14 protein-coding genes are annotated in these 17672 nt (G+C 69.2%); 5 read left to right on the forward strand and 9 right to left on the reverse strand.

Annotation, left to right across the window (positions count from 1 at the left end; translation table 11 throughout):
- Nucleotides 1–20 precede the first annotated feature (20 nt).
- From OG272_RS32715 to OG272_RS32755, 9 genes are all read right to left on the reverse strand, one after another.
- On the reverse strand, nucleotides 21–743 hold the full coding sequence (locus tag OG272_RS32715; protein ID WP_405895376.1) for a M50 family metallopeptidase: 723 nt from the start codon (nucleotides 741–743) through the stop codon (nucleotides 21–23).
- A gap of 647 nt (nucleotides 744–1390) precedes the next feature.
- Complete coding sequence (locus OG272_RS32720) at nucleotides 1391–1597, reverse strand: hypothetical protein (protein WP_327727897.1); 207 nt, start codon at nucleotides 1595–1597, stop codon at nucleotides 1391–1393.
- A 1117-nt stretch (nucleotides 1598–2714) separates the two neighbouring features.
- Nucleotides 2715–4151 (reverse strand): IS1380 family transposase, encoded by a 1437-nt coding sequence (locus OG272_RS32725; protein ID WP_405896104.1) that lies wholly within the window; start codon nucleotides 4149–4151, stop codon nucleotides 2715–2717.
- A 350-nt stretch (nucleotides 4152–4501) separates the two neighbouring features.
- On the reverse strand, nucleotides 4502–5356 hold the full coding sequence (locus OG272_RS32730; RefSeq protein WP_327727895.1) for an NAD(P)H-binding protein: 855 nt from the start codon (nucleotides 5354–5356) through the stop codon (nucleotides 4502–4504).
- 61 nt (nucleotides 5357–5417) lie between these two features.
- Nucleotides 5418–6878 (reverse strand): FAD-dependent oxidoreductase, encoded by a 1461-nt coding sequence (locus OG272_RS32735; RefSeq protein WP_327727894.1) that lies wholly within the window; start codon nucleotides 6876–6878, stop codon nucleotides 5418–5420.
- Nucleotides 6879–7063: 185 nt separating this feature from the next.
- Nucleotides 7064–8272: a hypothetical protein gene (locus tag OG272_RS32740; RefSeq protein WP_327727893.1), complete on the reverse strand. Its 1209-nt coding sequence runs from the start codon at nucleotides 8270–8272 to the stop codon at nucleotides 7064–7066.
- The gene (locus OG272_RS32745; RefSeq protein WP_327727892.1) at nucleotides 8269–9276 is read right to left on the reverse strand and encodes an LLM class F420-dependent oxidoreductase; all 1008 of its coding nucleotides are present in this window, start codon (nucleotides 9274–9276) and stop codon (nucleotides 8269–8271) included. The genes OG272_RS32740 and OG272_RS32745 overlap by 4 nt, the downstream gene beginning before the upstream one ends.
- 11 nt (nucleotides 9277–9287) lie before the next feature.
- Nucleotides 9288–10514 carry a cytochrome P450 gene (locus OG272_RS32750; protein ID WP_327727891.1) on the reverse strand — a complete coding sequence of 409 codons (1227 nt, stop codon included), beginning with the start codon at nucleotides 10512–10514 and terminating at the stop codon, nucleotides 9288–9290.
- A 173-nt stretch (nucleotides 10515–10687) separates the two neighbouring features.
- On the reverse strand, nucleotides 10688–11392 hold the full coding sequence (locus tag OG272_RS32755) for a TetR/AcrR family transcriptional regulator C-terminal domain-containing protein (protein WP_327727890.1): 705 nt from the start codon (nucleotides 11390–11392) through the stop codon (nucleotides 10688–10690).
- 228 nt (nucleotides 11393–11620) lie between these two features.
- On the opposite strand from OG272_RS32755, the gene OG272_RS32760 reads away from it, so the two are divergent.
- From OG272_RS32760 to OG272_RS32780, 5 genes are all read left to right on the forward strand, one after another.
- The gene (locus OG272_RS32760) at nucleotides 11621–13084 is read left to right on the forward strand and encodes an MFS transporter (RefSeq protein WP_327727889.1); all 1464 of its coding nucleotides are present in this window, start codon (nucleotides 11621–11623) and stop codon (nucleotides 13082–13084) included.
- Between the two features lie 366 nt (nucleotides 13085–13450).
- Complete coding sequence (locus tag OG272_RS32765) at nucleotides 13451–14257, forward strand: response regulator transcription factor (RefSeq protein WP_327727888.1); 807 nt, start codon at nucleotides 13451–13453, stop codon at nucleotides 14255–14257.
- 258 nt (nucleotides 14258–14515) lie between these two features.
- Complete coding sequence (locus tag OG272_RS32770) at nucleotides 14516–15187, forward strand: TcmI family type II polyketide cyclase (protein ID WP_327727887.1); 672 nt, start codon at nucleotides 14516–14518, stop codon at nucleotides 15185–15187.
- Nucleotides 15184–16455, forward strand: a complete 1272-nt coding sequence (locus OG272_RS32775) for a beta-ketoacyl-[acyl-carrier-protein] synthase family protein (protein WP_327727886.1) — start codon at nucleotides 15184–15186, stop codon at nucleotides 16453–16455. The genes OG272_RS32770 and OG272_RS32775 overlap by 4 nt, the downstream gene beginning before the upstream one ends.
- The gene (locus OG272_RS32780) at nucleotides 16452–17645 is read left to right on the forward strand and encodes a ketosynthase chain-length factor (protein WP_327727885.1); all 1194 of its coding nucleotides are present in this window, start codon (nucleotides 16452–16454) and stop codon (nucleotides 17643–17645) included. The genes OG272_RS32775 and OG272_RS32780 overlap by 4 nt, the downstream gene beginning before the upstream one ends.
- The last annotated feature ends 27 nt before the right edge of the window (nucleotides 17646–17672 follow it).

The raw sequence follows: 17672 nt of genomic DNA on the forward strand, positions 1-17672 counted from the left end.
GGCGCGCCTCGACCCCGGCGTCAGAGGTTCAGCAGCCAGCGGCCGCCGCCCAGCAGCGCGCAGACCGAGACCACGTGGAACATCAGGAGCCAGACCGTCGCCGGCACATGGGTCAGGCGGGAGAGCTGGTCCGCGTCGGAGTCGCCGGCGCCTCCTCGGCGGCGCTTCGCCTGGAGCTCGAACGCCGGGCGGACGCCCCCCAGCAGCAGGAACCAGACCACCGCGTAGGCGAAGGTGGCCTGGACCTGGGGGCCCGCCAGCCAGGAGACGACGACGAAGGTGCCGCCGGTGACGACGACCGTCAGGGCGCCGTAGGCGTTGCGGATCATGACCAGCATGGCGACCAGCAGGATCGTGGAGAGCCAGAGCAGGAGGGTGATGCGGCCGGAGCCGAGGAGGGCGGCGCCGCCGAGGCCGAGGAGCGGGGGCGCGGTGTAGCCGGCGGCGGCGGTGAGGATCATGCCGAGGCCGGTGGGCTTGCCGCGGCTGACCGTGAGGCCGCTGGTGTCGGAGTGCAGCCGGATGCCGGTCAGGGTGCGGCCGGTGAGCAGCGCGATCAGTCCGTGGCCGCCCTCGTGCGCGATGGTGATGGCGTTGCGCGAGAGCCGCCAGACGCCGTGCGGGACGATCGCCGCCAGCGCGGCGACGGCGGTGGCTATGACGACCCAGAGGTCGGGGTCGGGCTGGGTGCCGAAGACCTCGTCCCACAGGGAGGCCAGCGAGGTGACTGCGGTGCTTTCCATGTTCTGCGGTGGCTCCTCGGGGTCGCGATCGATCGGGGCCGGCGCGGCGCGCCATCGTCGGGGGCGGTGGTCGGGTGACGGGTGGGCCTGGCAGTGTGGCACTTATGTGCGGACGCTATCTGAGACGCCGAGTTAGCAGCGATCGTTCCTGACAGCAAACATGCAGGTCACAGCTTTAGAGCCTCGGAGCGATCCGGGGCTCTTTCTCTACCCGTGCTGACTTTGTGCTGACCTGGAGGCACCTGTGATCACCCCAGGAAACCCGTTCTGTGCTGGGTCGGTGCTGATCTCTTTGCACGGTCCGGCTCGGGCAGACGTTGCCGCAGCGGTCGACCGCCTCGTCTGTGTGTAACGAAGAGTCGTCGCGGACCCACCACCGCAACACGTCGGCGTCGGCGTCGGGAGAATACGTCCTGGCCCGTGAGTGCGAGCCTCGTGCCGATCACGGCGCGCCTCGGTGGTCCGGATGTGGCTGCTCACCCAAGGACGCCTTTCAGAGCGCGGTTGGCGACCGGCCCCGGGCTTCGGCCGCGCCCCACTCCCTGTAGAGCGCGCCGGCTGATCTGCACGCCGGTGATTTCACCCGCTTCGATGCTGCGCGGTGTGAGCTTAGGCGCATCGTGGGCATTTGCGAGGGCGCCTACTCGTCAGTAGCTTCGCTCGCGGAATTTGTAGCTGGTGAAAGCGGCGGCCAGAGTGATGGTGAAGCCGATGGTCCGGAGCTCATGTCGGCGCCTACCCACTTGCCCGAAGTGCTCCGGTGCAGTCGTGTAGGGGAGGCCGTCGAGCCGGAGGTCGGTGAGAAAACGTAGGACGAGATCGGCGTATTCGGCTTCCCGTTCGAGGTGCACCATGTGGTCGGCGTTGCGGACGAGGAGGAAGGTCGAGCCGGCGATGGAGGCTGCACAACACGGTTTTCGTCCGGCGTGCTGACGTCGTCGTGTTCACCGGTGAACACCAGGGCACGCACCGCGTCGATGCCCCCGGCCGGGAGCGGGTCCGGGCCGAGCAGACACCGATCGCAGACGGCATGGCGGCTGGCCTCGGCCGGGGTAATGCGGGCGAACTGCCGATGCAGCAGCCTTGCCACAGCGGGTGCCTGGGAAATCTGGTCCCGGCGGACGGTGTTGAGCAGGGTGGCGACGGCTCGGGCCGACTCACGCTTGTGTCGGCTGTGTGCGTCGCGGCCACTGCCGCAGGCCCTGCTGACATTGGCGCCAGGAGGTCTCCTACTCCGCATCTCGACGCCGTTGAGAAGGAGTTGCGCGCCGTTGCTCAAGGCCCGCGACATGCACTGCACGAGCCTCGCGGAGACCGGTCGACCTCACAGCCTCGAGGTGAGCAGAGAACTGCGTACGTCCCTCGTCGCCGACTGCCTGCGCGTCCTGGGCCGCGGCCATCTGCTCACCGAGACGGTCCTTAACCTCTGACCAAGAGGCGAGAACTTCGCAACAGCCGTCCGGCGGCGGCGGCGGGTACTGCGAGACGGCGGGACCAAGGGGCGCCGTTCACCGCGTAGGCCAGAGCCTCTTCGTACGGCATGGCCAGACCCTCGACAATGACCGCCTCGTCCGCCTCATCTGCTCGTTTCCGATCTTCTGGCGGATCAGGTTTTCCCAGGAGGCGGGCCGCGCACAGGAAGTCCCGGCCGCTGGCACCGCTGACGCGAGAACGTCGATTGCTGGGGATGTCGGCGGGGCTGTGCACCGGTACGCGACTGGTGGCAGTGAAGACCCTGCGTGACGACTGGTCGCCTCACGACGTGCGCTACCGGTTCGCCCCGGCGGCGCTCGGCAACGGTGCTGACTGGTGCTGACCTTAGCCTCGCCGTTTCGGTTGGGTCGGTGAGGGGTCGCTGAGGGGCAACTGTCGGGTGACCGACGCGATTTCGGTTTTCGGGCATGACGGAGTCCCGGCGCGATGGTCGGGTTCTCCAGGTCCTTCGGGTCGTGGCGGACGGGGGTTTGCCGGTCAGCCGGCGGGACGGGGCAGGGCGGCGAGGCGGTGGAAGGCCGTGGCCAGTTCGTTTCGCCAGGGCCAGGTCGCCGATATCCGCAAGCGTAGGCGTCGGCCGCCGCGGGTGAGGCGGGCTGTGACGTGCAGGAGCCGGTAGCGGAGCTTCTTCGGCTCGGCGGTGGCCAGTTCCCCGTCCAAGAGGAGGACACGGGTCCAGGCCATCAGGTCGATCGCCGCGAGGCTGAGTTCGAGCCAGACGGTGTTGACGCCGAAGTCGCGGGAGGGGAAGCGGCCGAAGCCGGTGGTCTTGCCGCACCGGATGCGGTCCTCGACGGTGGCATGCCCGCGGTGACGGACCTCCAGGAACTGGGCGGAACCGCCGCCGCAGTACGGGGTGTCGGTGAGGAACACCTGATGCCGCAGGCCCTCGTCCTGGTCGAACAGGGACAGCTGGGCTCCGGGGTGCGGCCGCTCCCGGCGCACGATGATGCGGGTGCCGGGCGGGTAGCCGTCCAAATCGATCATCCCGGTCAGCTCGGCGACCTCGGCGCCATCACGCAGTGTCCCGTCCTGGTCCAGGGCGGGATGCCAGAGGCGGTCGGGCATGGCCCGGACAGCGCGGCGGACCGGCTCGGTGACCGCGTATCCGACCGAGAAGGAGGTACGAATTCCTCGTTTCCGCACGTCGCGGACGTGAGCGAGGAAGGCTTTCGCGGATCCGGCGCTGTCGGCGCGGACCAGGATGTCGGTGCCGTGCCGGTGAGCGTCGGGGATCTGCGCGAGCGCCTGGTCGAGCACCGCAATGTGATCGGCGGCAGTGTTGGCTCCGGAGTTCCCCGGCCGCAGCCGGCCGGACACGGCCTCGCCGGTGTTCGCGAGGAAACACAGCAGCGGATGGAAGCCGAAGCCGCCCTTATAAGTCGGGGCGGCCTGTTCCTTCTCCGAGTGGCAGGTAATCAGCGTGGCGTCGAGGTCCAGGACCAGGCCGGGAAGCTCGCGTCCGCCGGCCCGGACAGCGGGTATGCCCGCGCCGGTCTCGGCGGCCTGCATCCAGGCGACTTCCCGGGCTGCAGCGCGCGCCGCTCGCAGTGAAGCGAGTGCAGCCTTGTCGATGTCGGCGAGCAACCGCCAGGCCGTGGGCGTGGAGGCGACGGGGCCGAACACCTCGCCCTGGTCCCGCAGCACGGCCAGATCCGCGATCGCCTCACCGCCATCGGCGAGCATCACCGCGAGATCGGTGGCGACCCGGCCCGGATCATGCCCCGTCCCGCGCGGCCGAAGCGGCCTGAGAGCGGTGGAGTACGCGGCGGTCAGCCCGGTGGCATCAGCGAGATCCGCCAGCAACCGTGCCCCGGCATGCCCGACCACCCCCGAACCAACGGCACTGACATGGACCTTGGGACGCAACCCGATAGCCTGCACGTAGAAAGTGCCCTCCGTCTGGACCGACAGAACCCCTCAGCAAGGTTCATCGTCCCCGGTCAGGAAGGCACTTTCGCGTTTCCGCCGCAAAGCCAGGCGTACCCAAGTGAAACGGCGAGGTTAGCGACATGATTTGACGTTTCTGCAGGTCGGAGGGGTGTTATATATGTCGCGGACGGTATTTGAGACGCCGACGTAGCGGCGATCGTTCCTGACGGCATGCGCCCGCGCGGTGCCGACCGAGAATCAGCCGAGGCGGGGCGCCTGCCTCCGGACCGCGGCGGGAGCGGCGCAAGGCGGCCCAGGCCCGAGGCAGCCAGGCAGCAGAGAAGGAGCCGTACCCGTTCTGGGTTCGGCTCCTTCATGTCGGAGGTCTGCCGTCAGGCAGCGGTGAACGCTGTACGGTGTTCCAGCGCCCAGTCGGCGAAAGCCGTCGGCGGACGGCCGGTGACCCGGGCGACCGTGTCCGTCACCGGGGCGGTGGTGCCGACCGAGGCGGCGTACGTGCCGAGGACGGAGTCGACGAGGCCGGGCACTCCGAACGAGCCGTACTGCTCCTCCAGCTGGGTCCGAGCGGCATCGCCGACCAAGTCGACGACGGTCACCGGACGACCGATTGCCGCCGCGATCAGTTCGACCTGCCGGCGCTGCGTCATCGACTCCGGGCCGGTGAGCTCGTACGTCGCGCCCTCGTGTCCATCGGACAGCAGGGCCTTGACGGCGACGGCCGCTATGTCCCGCTCGTGGATCGGCGAGACCACGCTCTCGGCGTACGGGACACGGACCTCACCGCCCTCGCGGATCGCGGGGGCCCACTGCAGCACGTTGCTCGCGAAGGCGCCCGGCCGCAGCACCGTCCGGGCGAGACCGCTGTCCTCCACCGCCCGTTCGACCGACAGGTGCATGAGCCCGATCGGACTGGCGGTCTCACCGGGCTCGCTCACCGCGGCGGACGACAGCAGCACCACGTGCTTGACGCCGCAGTCCCCGGCGAGGCGCAGGAAGCCGACGACGCCGGACGGGTTGGGGAACAGGAAGAGCTTCTCCACGCCCGACAGCGCGTCCCCGAACGAACCGGGGTCGTCCAGGTCCCCGGCGCGCACGTCGACGCCCGCGGGCAGTCCGGCGGTCTTCGGGTTCCGGGAGGTGGCCCGCACCGGGGCACCGGCCGCGAGCAGCAGCTCGACGACGTTGCGGCCGACGTTACCGGTCGCGCCGGTCACCAGAATGGTCATGAGGTGGACTCCTACGTGGGGAAGTGGGACGCACACGGCCGGCGCCCAGGCCGGCCGCGGGTCAGGTCCGGGGCGCGCCGAACCAGCGGTGGAGTGCTTCCGTGAGCGGCGTGCCGGACACCCAGCAGACGTAGCCGTCGGGGCGCACCAGCACAGCCTCGGCACCCAGGCCGGGCAGCTCCGGTACTTCCACGGCGTCCACCCGGCCCGTCCAGGGGGCCGACTCGGCGACGAGTTCCGTCCGCGTGGTCAGCAGGACGCCCTGCCCCTGCTGGAACAGTTCGCTGACCCAGCGGCCGTCCGGCAGGGCGAAGTCGGTGAGCCGGGCGCCGACGGGCTCGTCGCCGCCGAGGTCGTAGCGGATGGAGAGCCCGGAGATCGCCCCGCCGAGCAGGCGGTTGGCCTCCGGCAGTTTGATCAGCTGGGTGAAGATCTCCCGCAGCGCCTCATGCTCGATGCCTTTCTGGCCGAGGGCGACCTGGGCCCGGGTGTTCGTGAGGACGGCGGCGCCCACCGGGTGGCGTTCACCGTGGTAGGTGTCGAGCAGCCCTTCGGGGGCCCAGCCGGCGATCTCGGCGGCCAGTTTCCAGCCCAGGTTCATCGCGTCCTGCACGCCGGTGTTGAGTCCCTGTCCGCCGAGCGGCAGGTGGACGTGCGCGGCATCGCCGGCGAGGAAGGCCCGTCCGACGCGGTAGTGCTCCGCGAGACGCGAGGCGTCGCTGAACCGGGAGGCCCAGCGCACCTCCTTGACCTCGGTGTCCGAGCCGTAGAACTCCTGGATCGCGGCGATGACCTCGTCCTCCGGCACCTTCGCGCGCTGGTCGTCGATCACTTGGTCGGCGACGCTGTAGAAGATGCGGTGGACGTTGTCCGACTCCTTGCCGATGGGGAAGATGTTCGCGAACGACCCGTCAGGGCGCATCCGGGGAGAGCCCTTGGTGTCCCAGGTCGTGGCGATCCCCTCACCGGTGAGGCCCAGCACCACGTCGGAGACGGTGCCGAACCACCGCGCGTCCAGCCCGGGGAACTCGACGCCGAGGTGCTTGCGGACGAAGCTGCGGCCACCGTCGCAGCCCGCCAGATAGCGTGCCTCGATCCACTTCCCGCCAGTCTGGACGCGGACCCGCTCCTCGTCTTGGTCGATGCCGGTGACCTCCGAGTTCCACTGAACCCGCACCCCCAGTGCGGCGAGGTGCTCCTCCAGCACGTTCTCGACCTCGGCCTGCGGAATGGCCACCTGGTACGGGTAGCGGGAGTTCCAGCCGTCCAGCGTCAGCGGCACGGGCAGGTGTGCGAAGTGGGTGGTCTCCAGGCGGGCCCTGGCCTGCTCCTCCGCGCCGTCGAGCATGCCGCGCAGGGCCAGCATCTCCGCAGTGCGGGGGTGGAGGTTCAGGGCCCGGCTCTCGCCGGTCCGGCCGGGGCCCTTGTCGAGCAGGGCCACGCGTGCGCCGGCGAGGGCCAGCTCGTGGGCCAGCGTCAGACCGGTGGGTCCGGCGCCCACCACGATCACGTCAGCGTCCATTACGGGTTCCTCTCTGCCTTCCAGTTCTGAACAACGTTCTATCAGTGAACGTTGTTCTTTTACAAGTACAGCGTTCTCCGCAGGCCGTCAGGAGCCGATCACGTTCTCCTGTGGGCCTGCGAGGACACTGGGGCGCGACCGCGACTACCGCGAGCCGCGCTGCTCCGCGGCTCGCGGCAGGTGGGTCACCAGCTGTGGGTCGGGGCGAGACCCCACGCGTCGAGTTCCGCCTCGACCAGCCCGTGTCCGACCGAGACGCCGGCGGACTGGAAGCCGATGGACACCGTCCCCCCGGCCCTGAGGACGAAACAGTTCATCCGGCCGGGCGGCCCCCCGGCGCCCGACACCGTGCGGAAGAGGACACCCAGGGCGGGGCCGAAGACGTCCCTGGCCTCCGGCAGCATCTCGCCGGCGTTGGACAGCGCGGCATCGGTCTGCGGATAGCCGGTGAGGTGCCGGCCGACTACCTCGGCGTACACCGCCTTGCTCAGCCGGCGGATGTGGGCCAGGTCGGTGTAACGCCCGCGCAGGCCGGCCAGCCGCAGCGTGGCGATCCCGACCATGTTGGAGGACTCCAGGTCGTCGGGCCGCCGGAAGCTCACGGGCAGCCCGACCGTGAACGGCCCGCCCGACTCGGTGGTGCCCCGCGCGGCGCGCAGGATGTTCGCGGTCATGGCGAGCATCAGCCCCGTCACGCTGCCCCCGCCGCTCTGCGCCACCCGCTCGGCGTCGGCGGCCGACACGGTGAAGGCGAGCCGGGAGCGGACCGGCGCCGCGCCCTCTGCCTGCCGTGAACGGCCGAGCAGCATCCGGGTGGCCGTGGCGGGTACCCCGGCGACCTTGCCGCGCAGCCGGGACAGGGTCAGCCGGGAGTACGTCCACATGCCTTCCGTCACCACGTCGGTGAGGTCGTCGATCAGCGACGGCTGCCCGGAGCGCCACTGTCGAGCGGTCTCCCGGGCGGCGAGTGTGGCCGCACCGATGAGGCCCTGGCCGTCGGTCAGCGCGTGCGAACCCACCAGGGACACCACGGAAGTGCCGTCGCCGACATGAGCCGCGCTCAGAACCCAGCCGCGGCCCGCATGGGCGTCGAGATCGACCCGGCAGGCAGCGTCGGCCCAGTCCATCACCTCCTCCGGGGCGATCGTCCGAGGTGAGACACGCAGGGCGGAGCAGTCGGTGTGCCGCTCCCAGACCGGACGGGCCAGCGGCAGCCGGGCCGTCCGCATCCGGCGGTTCAACGGGCCCTGGGCCAGGTTGGCGTGGAACTTCCGCAACGCTTCGGGAGCCGACCGGCCCTGCACCCGCCAGAGCAGCTGCACCGGGGGGTCGATCCTCAGCTGTTGCATCAGTACATCGCCTCCGGTGAAGCGCTGCGATCCGGCCATGTTCATGTCGTCGTCCCCGTCTCCGGCGCGAGCCCGACCAGCGGGGCCAGCGTGCGCCCGGCCAGTGCGATGGCGTCCGGATCGTGCCCGTTGACGAGCATGTTGGCCATGAGCCCGTCGATGCCGTGGCACAGCACCCGCTCCTGGAGCTGCTCGGTGACCTCGGCCGGGGTGCCGACGAAGAACCGGTCGCTCGCCGCAGCCCGTTCGGAGTCCGTCAGTTCCCCCACGTTCACGCCCGACCTGGCCAGCGCCTCCTCCAGCAGCTTGCGGGCCCGCTCGCCGTCCTCGTCGATGATCAGCGGCGTGGCGAAGCTGGTCTCCAGCGTCGCCGGATCCCGGCCGGCCTCGGCGCACCGCGTCCGCAGCGCCGCCATCTTCCGCGGCAGCTCGGAAGTCGTGCAGATGATGTTGAGGTGGTCGGCGTGCCGGGCGGCGAAGGCGAACGTCTTCTTCTCGCCACCGCCTCCGAGCAGCAGCGGTACGTCATCCCGGACCCGGGGCTCGTTGATGGCACCCTCGGCGCGGAACCAGCGCCCCTCGACTCGCGGCCGCGCCCCGCGCAGCATCGGGACGACGACGCCGAGCGCCTCCTCGAACCGGCCGAATCGCTCGGCGAGGGTACCGAACTCGTAGCCGTACTCGCGGTGTTCCTGCTCATGCCAGCCGGCGCCGACGCCGAGCACGGCGCGCCCCTGGCTGATCACGTCGAGCGTGGTGACCATCTTGGCCAGCAGGGCGGGATTGCGGTAGCCGATGCCGGTCACCATGGTCGACAGCTGCACACGGCTGGTGGCCGCAGCCAGCGCCCCGAGGAGGGTGTACGCCTCCAGCATCGGGCCGTCGGGCGGACCGATCAGCGGCGGCTGGTAGAAGTGGTCCATCGTCGTGACCAGGTCGAACCCGGCGTCCTCCGCGGCGCGCACCTGGGCGACCAGTGCGGGGAAGAGGCCGGTGACCGTCTCCGTGTGATGGAAGTACGGGATGTGATAACCGAGACGTATGCTCACGTGCTGGTCTCCTACCAGGTGACGGGAAGTTCGACGGGGCCGAAGAACTGGCCGAAGTACTTGTAGGGCAGGGCGTCGGGTTCGGCGGCGAGCCGCAGCTCCGGGACGCGGTGGAAGAGGCGGTCGAGGATCACCTGGAGCTCGGTGCGCACGATGTTCTGGCCGAGGCACTGGTGTGCTCCGTAGCCGAACGCGACATGGCGGGTGCCCGAGGCTCGCCCGATGTCGAAGCGGTCGGGGTCGGGGAAGGCGTCGGCGTCGCGGTTCGCGGGCAGGGTGGGAATCATGACACCGTCGCCCGCGCGGATGCGGACGCCGCCGATCTCCACGTCCTCCAGGGCCAGCCTGAGCGGCCCGGTGTCGGTGATCGACAGGAAGCGTAGGAGTTCCTCGACCACGGCTGGCGTGCGGGCCGGGTCGGTGGTGAGCTCGTTCAGCTGCTCCGGGTTGGCCAGCAGGGTGAGCACCGACAGCGAGATCATCGCGGCACTGGAGGCGTGTCCGGCGATCTGCAGGAGCTGCACCAGACTGGCGAGTTCGAAACGGTCGGCGACCCCTCCGTGCTCCCGGCGGGACCGGTCGATCTGACGGCTGAGGAAGTCGTCGGCCGGACTCTCCTCCTTGGCCGCGATGACACGGTCGAGGTGGGCGTGCAGGGCCTCGGCGGCGGCCCGCTGGTCGTCCTCCGTCCGAGCCTCGCGCAGCATCTTCCCGGTGTTGCGCTCGATGGCGTCGAGGTCGTCCGCCGGAACACCCAGGAACGCCTCGAGCACCAGTGTGGGTACGGGGCCCGCGAGGTGCGCGACGAGGTCGACCGGCCGGTCCGGCTGCTCCAGCATCCGGTCGATCGCCGTGTCGACGATGCGCTGGATCCGCGGCTTCATGGCGTTGATCTTGCGCACGGAGAACTCGCCGAGGACCGCGCGGCGGGCCTGGGAGTGCTCGGGTCCGTCCATGTTCACGAGAAACGGCGAGAAATAGGTCAGCGCCTTGAGTCCGCCCGGAGAAAGTTCGGGAAATCCGGGCCGAAGTTTCTCGGAACTGAAACGGGCATCGGAAAGCACCGCTCGGGCGTCTTCGTTCTTGGTGATGAGCCAGGCGCGGCGCCCATCGGACATGCGGACCTGGTGCACCCGGCCGCCCGCCTCGTCCAGTTTCCGATACGTCTCCGGAACGCTGAACGGGCAGGTGCGGAGTATGGGAAATTCCGGGGCAGCGTCCACTGCGATCTCATTCATGACAATTCCCTTGGGTATGCCGAGGGGGGATGACATGAACGGTAGCGCGGCGAATTTTCCCTCAGGGTCAGACCAGAGTCAGCTCTTTGTTAATTCTGAACCTGGGAAACTGCAGGGAATCGGTGACGGAAAAAGCCGGTCCCGGGATTGCGGCTGCGGAGGCTGCGGGGCGGTCAGTCCGTGACGAACGTCGCCAGCCCGGAGATCAGCATGTCCAGGCCCAGTTCGAACCTGCCGTCGCTGTCGGTGTCCAGCATGACGTCCACGTTGCCGACGATGGACGGGAACCGGTCCGCGGGCAGGGACGCGAAGTAGTCGCGGACGGGATCGATCCAGTCGTCCAGGTCCTTGTTCGCCAGGCGCCAGCCCTCGTAGACGTCGGCCGTCGTGTACAGGGTGAGCCGGTGCAGGGCCCAAGCCGCGATCTTCGGGGGGACGCCCACGTTCAGCAGGACCGACAGCAGCCGCTCGGTGATGGCCACGCCGATGGCGGTGGGCGGGAAGGCCGCGAAATTGTAGAGGGCGACGTCGCCGTGGGCGGACAGCACGCGCTGCATCTTCGTGTAGTGCGCCTTGAGGTCCGCGTCCCACTGCCCGGTGACCTCCGGGACGCCGACCTCCTTCATCACCCGCTCCAGCACCAGGAGCAGTAGCTCCTCGCGGTTGCGCACGTGCGCGTAAAGGCTGGACGCGACCACGCCCAGGTCGCTGGCGATCCGGCGCATGGTGACAGCGGCACTGCCCTCGGTGTCGACGACCGCGAGCGCGGCGTCGACGATCCGCTCCGCCGTGAGCGGAGCACGTTGGGGAACCTCGGTTTTCCGGCGCACCTCCCATGGCGGGAGGGGTACCTCGGCGGAGTTCGACTTCTGACGCATCACGGAGACCTTACCGGTGAGGGGGCGCCGAGGGCGCGGGGTCGGATCGGGGCGGTTCGGATTTGGGTTGACGGAGAACGCCATTCTACCGTAGAACAGTGTTCGTTTGCAGGCAGGCGTTCGGTCAAAGGGAACAATGTTTCTACGCTCGCACGACGTTCGCCGCGCAGCACTCGCCGCGCTGCCGGCGGCACTGCCCACTGTCCCGACCCCCCCCAGGAGGTCAGTATGTCCACCACTGAAACGCCGCAGGCCGTGGCCTTGCCGGAAGGCCCTGCGTTCTCTGCCAGGCGGGCATGGGCGGCCGTCGGCATCATCCTCGTCGGCGAGGTCATGGATCTGCTCGACTCCCTGGTCACGACCATTGCCGGGCCGACGATCACGCGTGACATGGGCGGCTCGCAGGAGTTCATCCAGTGGCTCGCGGCCGGGTACACCATCGCCATGGCCGCCGGACTGCTCGTCGGCGGGCGGCTCGGCGACAAGTACGGGCGCAAGAACCTCTTCCTGACCGGTCTGGCCGGCTTCACCGTGACCTCGCTGGTCTCGGCGCTGGCGACCAACCCGGAGACCCTGATCACCGCCCGGATCCTGCAGGGTCTGCTGGGTGCGCTGATGGTGCCGCAGGCGCTCGGCATCATCAGGAGCCTCTTCCCGCCGGACAAGGTCGGCATGGCCTTCGGGGTGACCGGGCCCGTGATGGCGCTGTCCGGTGTGGCCGGGCCGATCATGGCGGGCTGGCTGGTCGACGCAGACTACTTCGGCTGGAGCTGGCGGATGATCTTCGCGGTCAACCTACCGGTCGGTGTCCTCGCCCTGGTGGCCGGGTTCGTCCTGCTGCCAAGGTCGCAGCGGCAGCGGGACCTCGAGATCGACATGGTTGGGGCGCTGATCGCCGCGGCTGGGATGGCCGCCGTGATCTTCCCGCTCGTGCAGGGCCGTGAGCTCGGCTGGCCCTGGTGGGTGTTCGTGCTGCTGGCCGCCGGCATCGGTACTCTCGCCGGCTTCGTCCGCCACCAGTACCACCGGGCGGACAAGGGCCTGTCGACGCTCGTCCTTCCCGCACTCTTCGGGAAGAAGGCCTTCGTCTCCGGGCTGTTCATCGGCATCCTCTTCTTCAGCGTCATGATGGGCGGCGCGCTGCTGTTCGGCCTCTTCTTCCAGCTCGGTCTCGGGATGAGCCCGCTGAAGGCGGGCCTCGCCACGATCGCGCAGGCGGCGGGCATGCTGCTCGGGTTCGGGTTGTCCCAGGCGCTCGGGATGGCGCGACGGACCATGTTCATCGGGTTCGCCGCCACCGCCGTCGGTCTGCTGGCGGCGCTGGGAACGATCGCCGTGCAGGACGATCCGGTGAACGCTTGGTGGCTGTCGCCCGCCCTCGCGGTGATCGGTGTCGGTTCCGGACTCGCCATCGCGCCGTTCTTCGACATCGTGCTCTCGGGTGTCGATGAGGGGGAGACCGGCTCCGCCTCGGGCACCCTGACCTCCGCCCAGCAGGTGGGCAACGCGCTCGGCGCCTCCGTACTCGGCACGGTCTTCTTCTCCGTCCTGAACGGGCGGCGCGGAGAGGGGGCGTCGGCCTTCACGGCGGCGACCTCGGCGGCGCTTCTGGTGGCCCTCACGCTCGTCGCGGGCGCCGCCCTGTGCACCCGGTGGCTGCCCGAGCGGGCTGTACGGCCCGTGGAGGGGTGACGGTGCCTTCCTCCACAGCGAATGCACCGGCACCTTTTCGTTACGGCGCGGTATTGGACGCGTTGCATCGCGCTACTCCGAATGAATTCAGCCACATGGCAGGCTTCTCTGTGGCATTCGATGGGACATGATCGACGGTCTTCCGGCTCGGATGTCCGCGTGTTAGCGTGACGAGCGGCATTCCTGGCGGATCCGTTCCGAACCATACGGAAAAAAGCTCGTACCAGGACCTCGGAGTACCTGCCTGTTCGCCCGCGGTCGGCAATGAAGCCGCCGTGAGTTCCGACCGGCAAATCCTGATCGACTTCTACGAGAAGAAGATCAGGACGTCTCCTGTCTCACATCCATGATCATGGGGGTAGATGGATGGAACAGCGTACTGAGATATCGGAAAGTGGCATACTCACGGTTGCTGCCGGCGGGGCCGATCGGCAGCGGTACCGCGGAGGCGCCGGCCTGCTGCCGACGCGGCCCCTCCCGGTCTCGTTCCCGGCCTTCGACACCTGGCAAGTGCTCCTCGTCGAGAGTGAGCAGCGGCAGCAAGAGCTGCTCAGACAGGCGCTGGGCCGGCATGTGCACCAGGTGACCTGCGTCGATACGGGTGCCAAGGCGCTTGAGGTCTACGACCAGGCGGACGTGGTGCTGCTGGGTCCCGACCTTCCCGACATCGACGGGCTGGAGGTGTGCCGGGCGATCCGGGTCACCTGTGACACCCCGATCATCGTCATCACGGACCGCTCGTCCGAGTTGGATTGTGTGCTGGCCCTCCAGGCCGGGGCCGATGACTATGTGGTCCAGCCGTACGGATTCCGGGAACTCATGGCCCGGATGGACGCGGTGATGCGACGGGCGACACGACACCGGCAGGGCGAGCACGTCATCGAGCGCGGCCCGTTGCGGATCGACACGCTCACCCGTGAAGTGCGGCTGGACAGCCGGCTGATCCCGATGAGCCGCAAGGAATTCGACCTGCTCCACCTGCTCGTGGTCAATCCCGACAGTGTCGTCTCGCGCGAGCGCATCATGCGCCAGGTCTGGGAGAACTCCTGGTCCCGACGTACGATCGACACGCACGTCAGCAGTATCCGCCAAAAACTCGGTGCAAAGTCCTGGATTCTCACTGTGCGCGGTGTCGGCTTCCGTATTGGGCGGGGCGTGCCCATGATGCCGTAAAGAGAGGGAAAAGAGAAAGAAAAGATTTCACCGGCCGCCGCCGCAGCTCACCCAGCTGCGGCGGCGGCCTTTTCCATGCCCTGACCTGCCGGTCTGACCTTTCCCTGACATAAAGCTGAGTTAGGCGTGTGGAGACCTGACTGTTCCCGCCATTGGAAATGTAGAAGTCATGAAGTGGATTGGGTTGAGAGTGTGCTGAGCTCTGGTGAATAGTTGATTGCGTAATCCGATGCGTCGGAACAGAACGGGAGGTAGGACATGTTCACTGTGGTGAGCGTGGGCAGACTGGACGAGGATTGCAGCAAGGAGATAGCAGAGATCTTCTCCGACTTTGATGCGGTCACCGCGCCCCGGGTATCCGGGCTGAAGCGTCGGCAGCTGTACGCCTACTACGACGTCTTCGTCCATATTCAGGACTTCACCGGAGAGAGCGCCGGCGCGGCGGCCGACGAAGCGGCGAAGGAATTCCGGGGGACCGAACTCAGCGAGCGGCTGGCACCGCTGGTCACGGCCTACAACCCGACCGTGGCCGACGACCGTGCCGTCGCTTTCTACCACTGGGAGGGCGAGCCGTCGGTCGACAAGGAGACCGGCTTGCACAGCACGGTGATCGTGAACCGGGTCGCCGACGAGGTCATCCCCGAGGTGGCCCGGCTCTTCGGCGAACTGGACGCCACCGACTTCCCGTACCGGATGGGCACCCGGCGCCGGCAGCTGTTCGCGTACCAGGGCGTGTACTTCCACATCCAGGACTTCCCGAGCGAGAACGGCACCGCCGTGATCGACCAGGCGTGGAAGGAGGCCGACCCCCGCTTCGTGAAGATCTGCGCGGACCTGGACCCGCTGGTGAAGAAGTACGCCCCGGAGCGCTGGCGCTCCACGGCCGACCAGATCGCCGCCCGCTTCTACCACTGGGAGGCGGCGCAGTGACCGCGCGACGAGTCGTCATCACCGGCGTCGAGGTCCTCGCCCCCGGCGGGGTCGGAGCCCGGAAGTTCTGGGAGCTGCTGACCGAGGGACGCACCGCGACCCGGGGCATCACCTTCTTCGACCCCTCACCGTTCCGCTCCCGCGTGGCCGCCGAGGTCGACTTCGACCCGTACGCGCACGGCCTGACTCCGCAGGAGGTCCGGCGGATGGACCGGGCCGCCCAGTTCGCGGTGGTCGCCGCGCGTGGCGCCGTCGCCGACAGCGGCCTGGCCCTCGACGGGTACGACCCCTACCGGATCGGCGTCACGGTCGGTACCGCCGTCGGCTCCACCATGAGCCTCGACGAGGACTACCGGATCGTCAGCGACGACGGCCGCCTCGACCTGGTCGACCACACCTACGCCGACCCGCACTTCTACAACTACTTCGTACCGAGTTCCTTCGCGGCCGAGGTCGCCCGCACCGTCGGCGCGCAGGGACCGAGCAGCGTCGTGTCGGCGGGCTGCACTTCCGGGCTCGACTCGGTCGGCTACGCCGCCGAGCTGATCCGCGAGGGCACGGTCGACGTCGTGGTCGCCGGCGCCACCGATGCGCCGATCTCGCCGATCACTCTCGCCTGCTTCGACGCCATCAAGGCAACCACGCCACGCAACGACGAGCCGGAGCACGCCTCCCGGCCCTTCGACGGCACCCGCAACGGGTTCGTGCTCGGCGAGGGCGCCGCGGTATTCGTGCTCGAGGAACTCGGGAGCGCGCAGCGCCGGGGCGCCCGTGTCTACGCGGAGATCGCGGGATACGCCACCCGAAGCAACGCGTACCACATGACGGGCCTGCGCGCCGACGGCGGGGAGATGGCCGAGGCGATCACCGTCGCCCTCGACGAGGCCCGGATGAATCCCACGGACATCGACTACATCAACGCGCACGGCTCGGGGACCAAGCAGAACGACCGCCACGAGACCGCCGCGTTCAAGCGCAGCCTGGGCGACCACGCGTACCGGACACCCGTGAGCTCCATCAAGTCCATGGTGGGGCACTCGCTGGGCGCGATCGGATCCATCGAGATCGCCGCGTCGATCCTCGCGATCCGGAACAACGTCGTACCGCCCACGGCGAACCTGCACACTCCCGACCCCGAGTGCGACCTGGACTACGTGCCGCTCACCGCCCGCGATCAGCTCGTCGACACCGTCCTCACGGTCGGCAGCGGCTTCGGCGGGTTCCAGAGCGCCATGGTGCTGGCCCAGCCTGAAAGGAGTGTGGCGTGACGGCCTCAGTGGTGGTGACCGGCCTGGGTGTGGCGGCGCCCAACGGACTCGGTGGCCAGGATTTCTGGAACGCTACCCTCGCCGGCAAGAGCGGCCTCGGCCCGCTCACCCACTTCGACGCCTCCGGGTACCCGGCGCGGCTCGCCGGCGAGATCGGCGACTTCGTGGCCGAGGGGCAGCTGCCCAGCCGGCTGATGCCCCAGACCGACCGGGTCACCCGGCTCTCCCTCGTCGCGGCGGACTGGGCGCTCGCCGACGCCGGTGTGCGGCCGGCCGAACTGCCCGAGTTCCGCATGGGCGTGAGCACCGCGAGTTCGGCGGGCGGGTTCGCGTTCAGCCAGCACGAGCTGAAGAACCTGTGGAGCAAGGGCAGCCAGTACGTCAGCGCGTATCAGTCGTTCGCCTGGTTCTACGCGGTCAACACCGGCCAGATCTCCATCCGCAACGGCATGAAGGGCCCCAGCGGCGTGGTCGTCACCGACCAGGCCGGTGGGCTGGACGCGGTGGCCCAGGCCCGGCGCCAGATCCGCAAAGGCACCTCCCTCGTCGTCGCCGGCGCCGTCGACTCGCTGCTCTGCTCCTGGGGATGGGCCGGACTGCACACCAGCGGCCGCCTCAGCACCGCCGACGAGCCGACCCACGCCTACCTGCCCTTCGACGACCGGGCTGCCGGCCACGTGGCCGGTGAGGGCGGCGCCCTGCTCATCATGGAGTCGGGTGACTCCGCGAGGGCCCGCGGCGCCAGGGTGTACGGCGAGATCGCCGGGTACGCCGCCACCTTCGACGGACGCGAACCCGGTCTGCGCAAGGCCGTGGAGCTCGCCCTCGTGGACGCGGCCGTGACCGCCGCCGACGTGGACGTGGTGTTCGCCGACGCGGCGGCGGAGACGGAGCTCGACCGCGTCGAGGCCGAGGCGATCGTCGAGGTCTTCGGGCCGCACGGCGTACCGGTCACCGCGCCGAAGACGATGACGGGACGGCTGTACGCCGGAGGCGCGGCGCTCGATCTCGCCACGGCCTTCCTCGCCCTGGGCGAGGACACGATCCCGCCGACGGTCCACACCGAGCCGGCCGAACGCTACGGCCTCGACCTGGTCGTCTCCCAGCCCCGCGCCGCCCGCCTGCGCACCGCGCTCGTCCTCGCCCGGGGCCACGGCGGCTTCAACTCGGCGATGGTCGTGCGCCGCTGAGCGCACCGCCACAAGCCCGGCCGCACC

The sequence above is a fragment of the Streptomyces sp. NBC_00104 genome (assembly GCF_045160825.1).
Classification (GTDB): Bacteria; Actinomycetota; Actinomycetes; order Streptomycetales; family Streptomycetaceae; genus Streptomyces.

Bases quoted from the DNA above. Each gene is read 5' to 3' on its own strand.
- OG272_RS32715 (WP_405895376.1), bottom strand. From the start codon at position 743: ATGGAAAGCACCGCAGTCACCTCGCTGGCCTCCCTGTGGGACGAGGTC.
- OG272_RS32720 (WP_327727897.1), bottom strand. From the start codon at position 1,597: ATGGTGCACCTCGAACGGGAAGCCGAATACGCCGATCTCGTCCTACGT.
- OG272_RS32730 (WP_327727895.1), bottom strand. From the start codon at position 5,356: ATGACCATTCTGGTGACCGGCGCGACCGGTAACGTCGGCCGCAACGTC.
- OG272_RS32735 (WP_327727894.1), bottom strand. From the start codon at position 6,878: ATGGACGCTGACGTGATCGTGGTGGGCGCCGGACCCACCGGTCTGACG.
- OG272_RS32740 (WP_327727893.1), bottom strand. From the start codon at position 8,272: ATGAACATGGCCGGATCGCAGCGCTTCACCGGAGGCGATGTACTGATG.
- OG272_RS32750 (WP_327727891.1), bottom strand. From the start codon at position 10,514: ATGAATGAGATCGCAGTGGACGCTGCCCCGGAATTTCCCATACTCCGC.
- OG272_RS32755 (WP_327727890.1), bottom strand. From the start codon at position 11,392: ATGCGTCAGAAGTCGAACTCCGCCGAGGTACCCCTCCCGCCATGGGAG.
- OG272_RS32760 (WP_327727889.1), top strand. From the start codon at position 11,621: ATGTCCACCACTGAAACGCCGCAGGCCGTGGCCTTGCCGGAAGGCCCT.
- OG272_RS32765 (WP_327727888.1), top strand. From the start codon at position 13,451: ATGGAACAGCGTACTGAGATATCGGAAAGTGGCATACTCACGGTTGCT.
- OG272_RS32770 (WP_327727887.1), top strand. From the start codon at position 14,516: ATGTTCACTGTGGTGAGCGTGGGCAGACTGGACGAGGATTGCAGCAAG.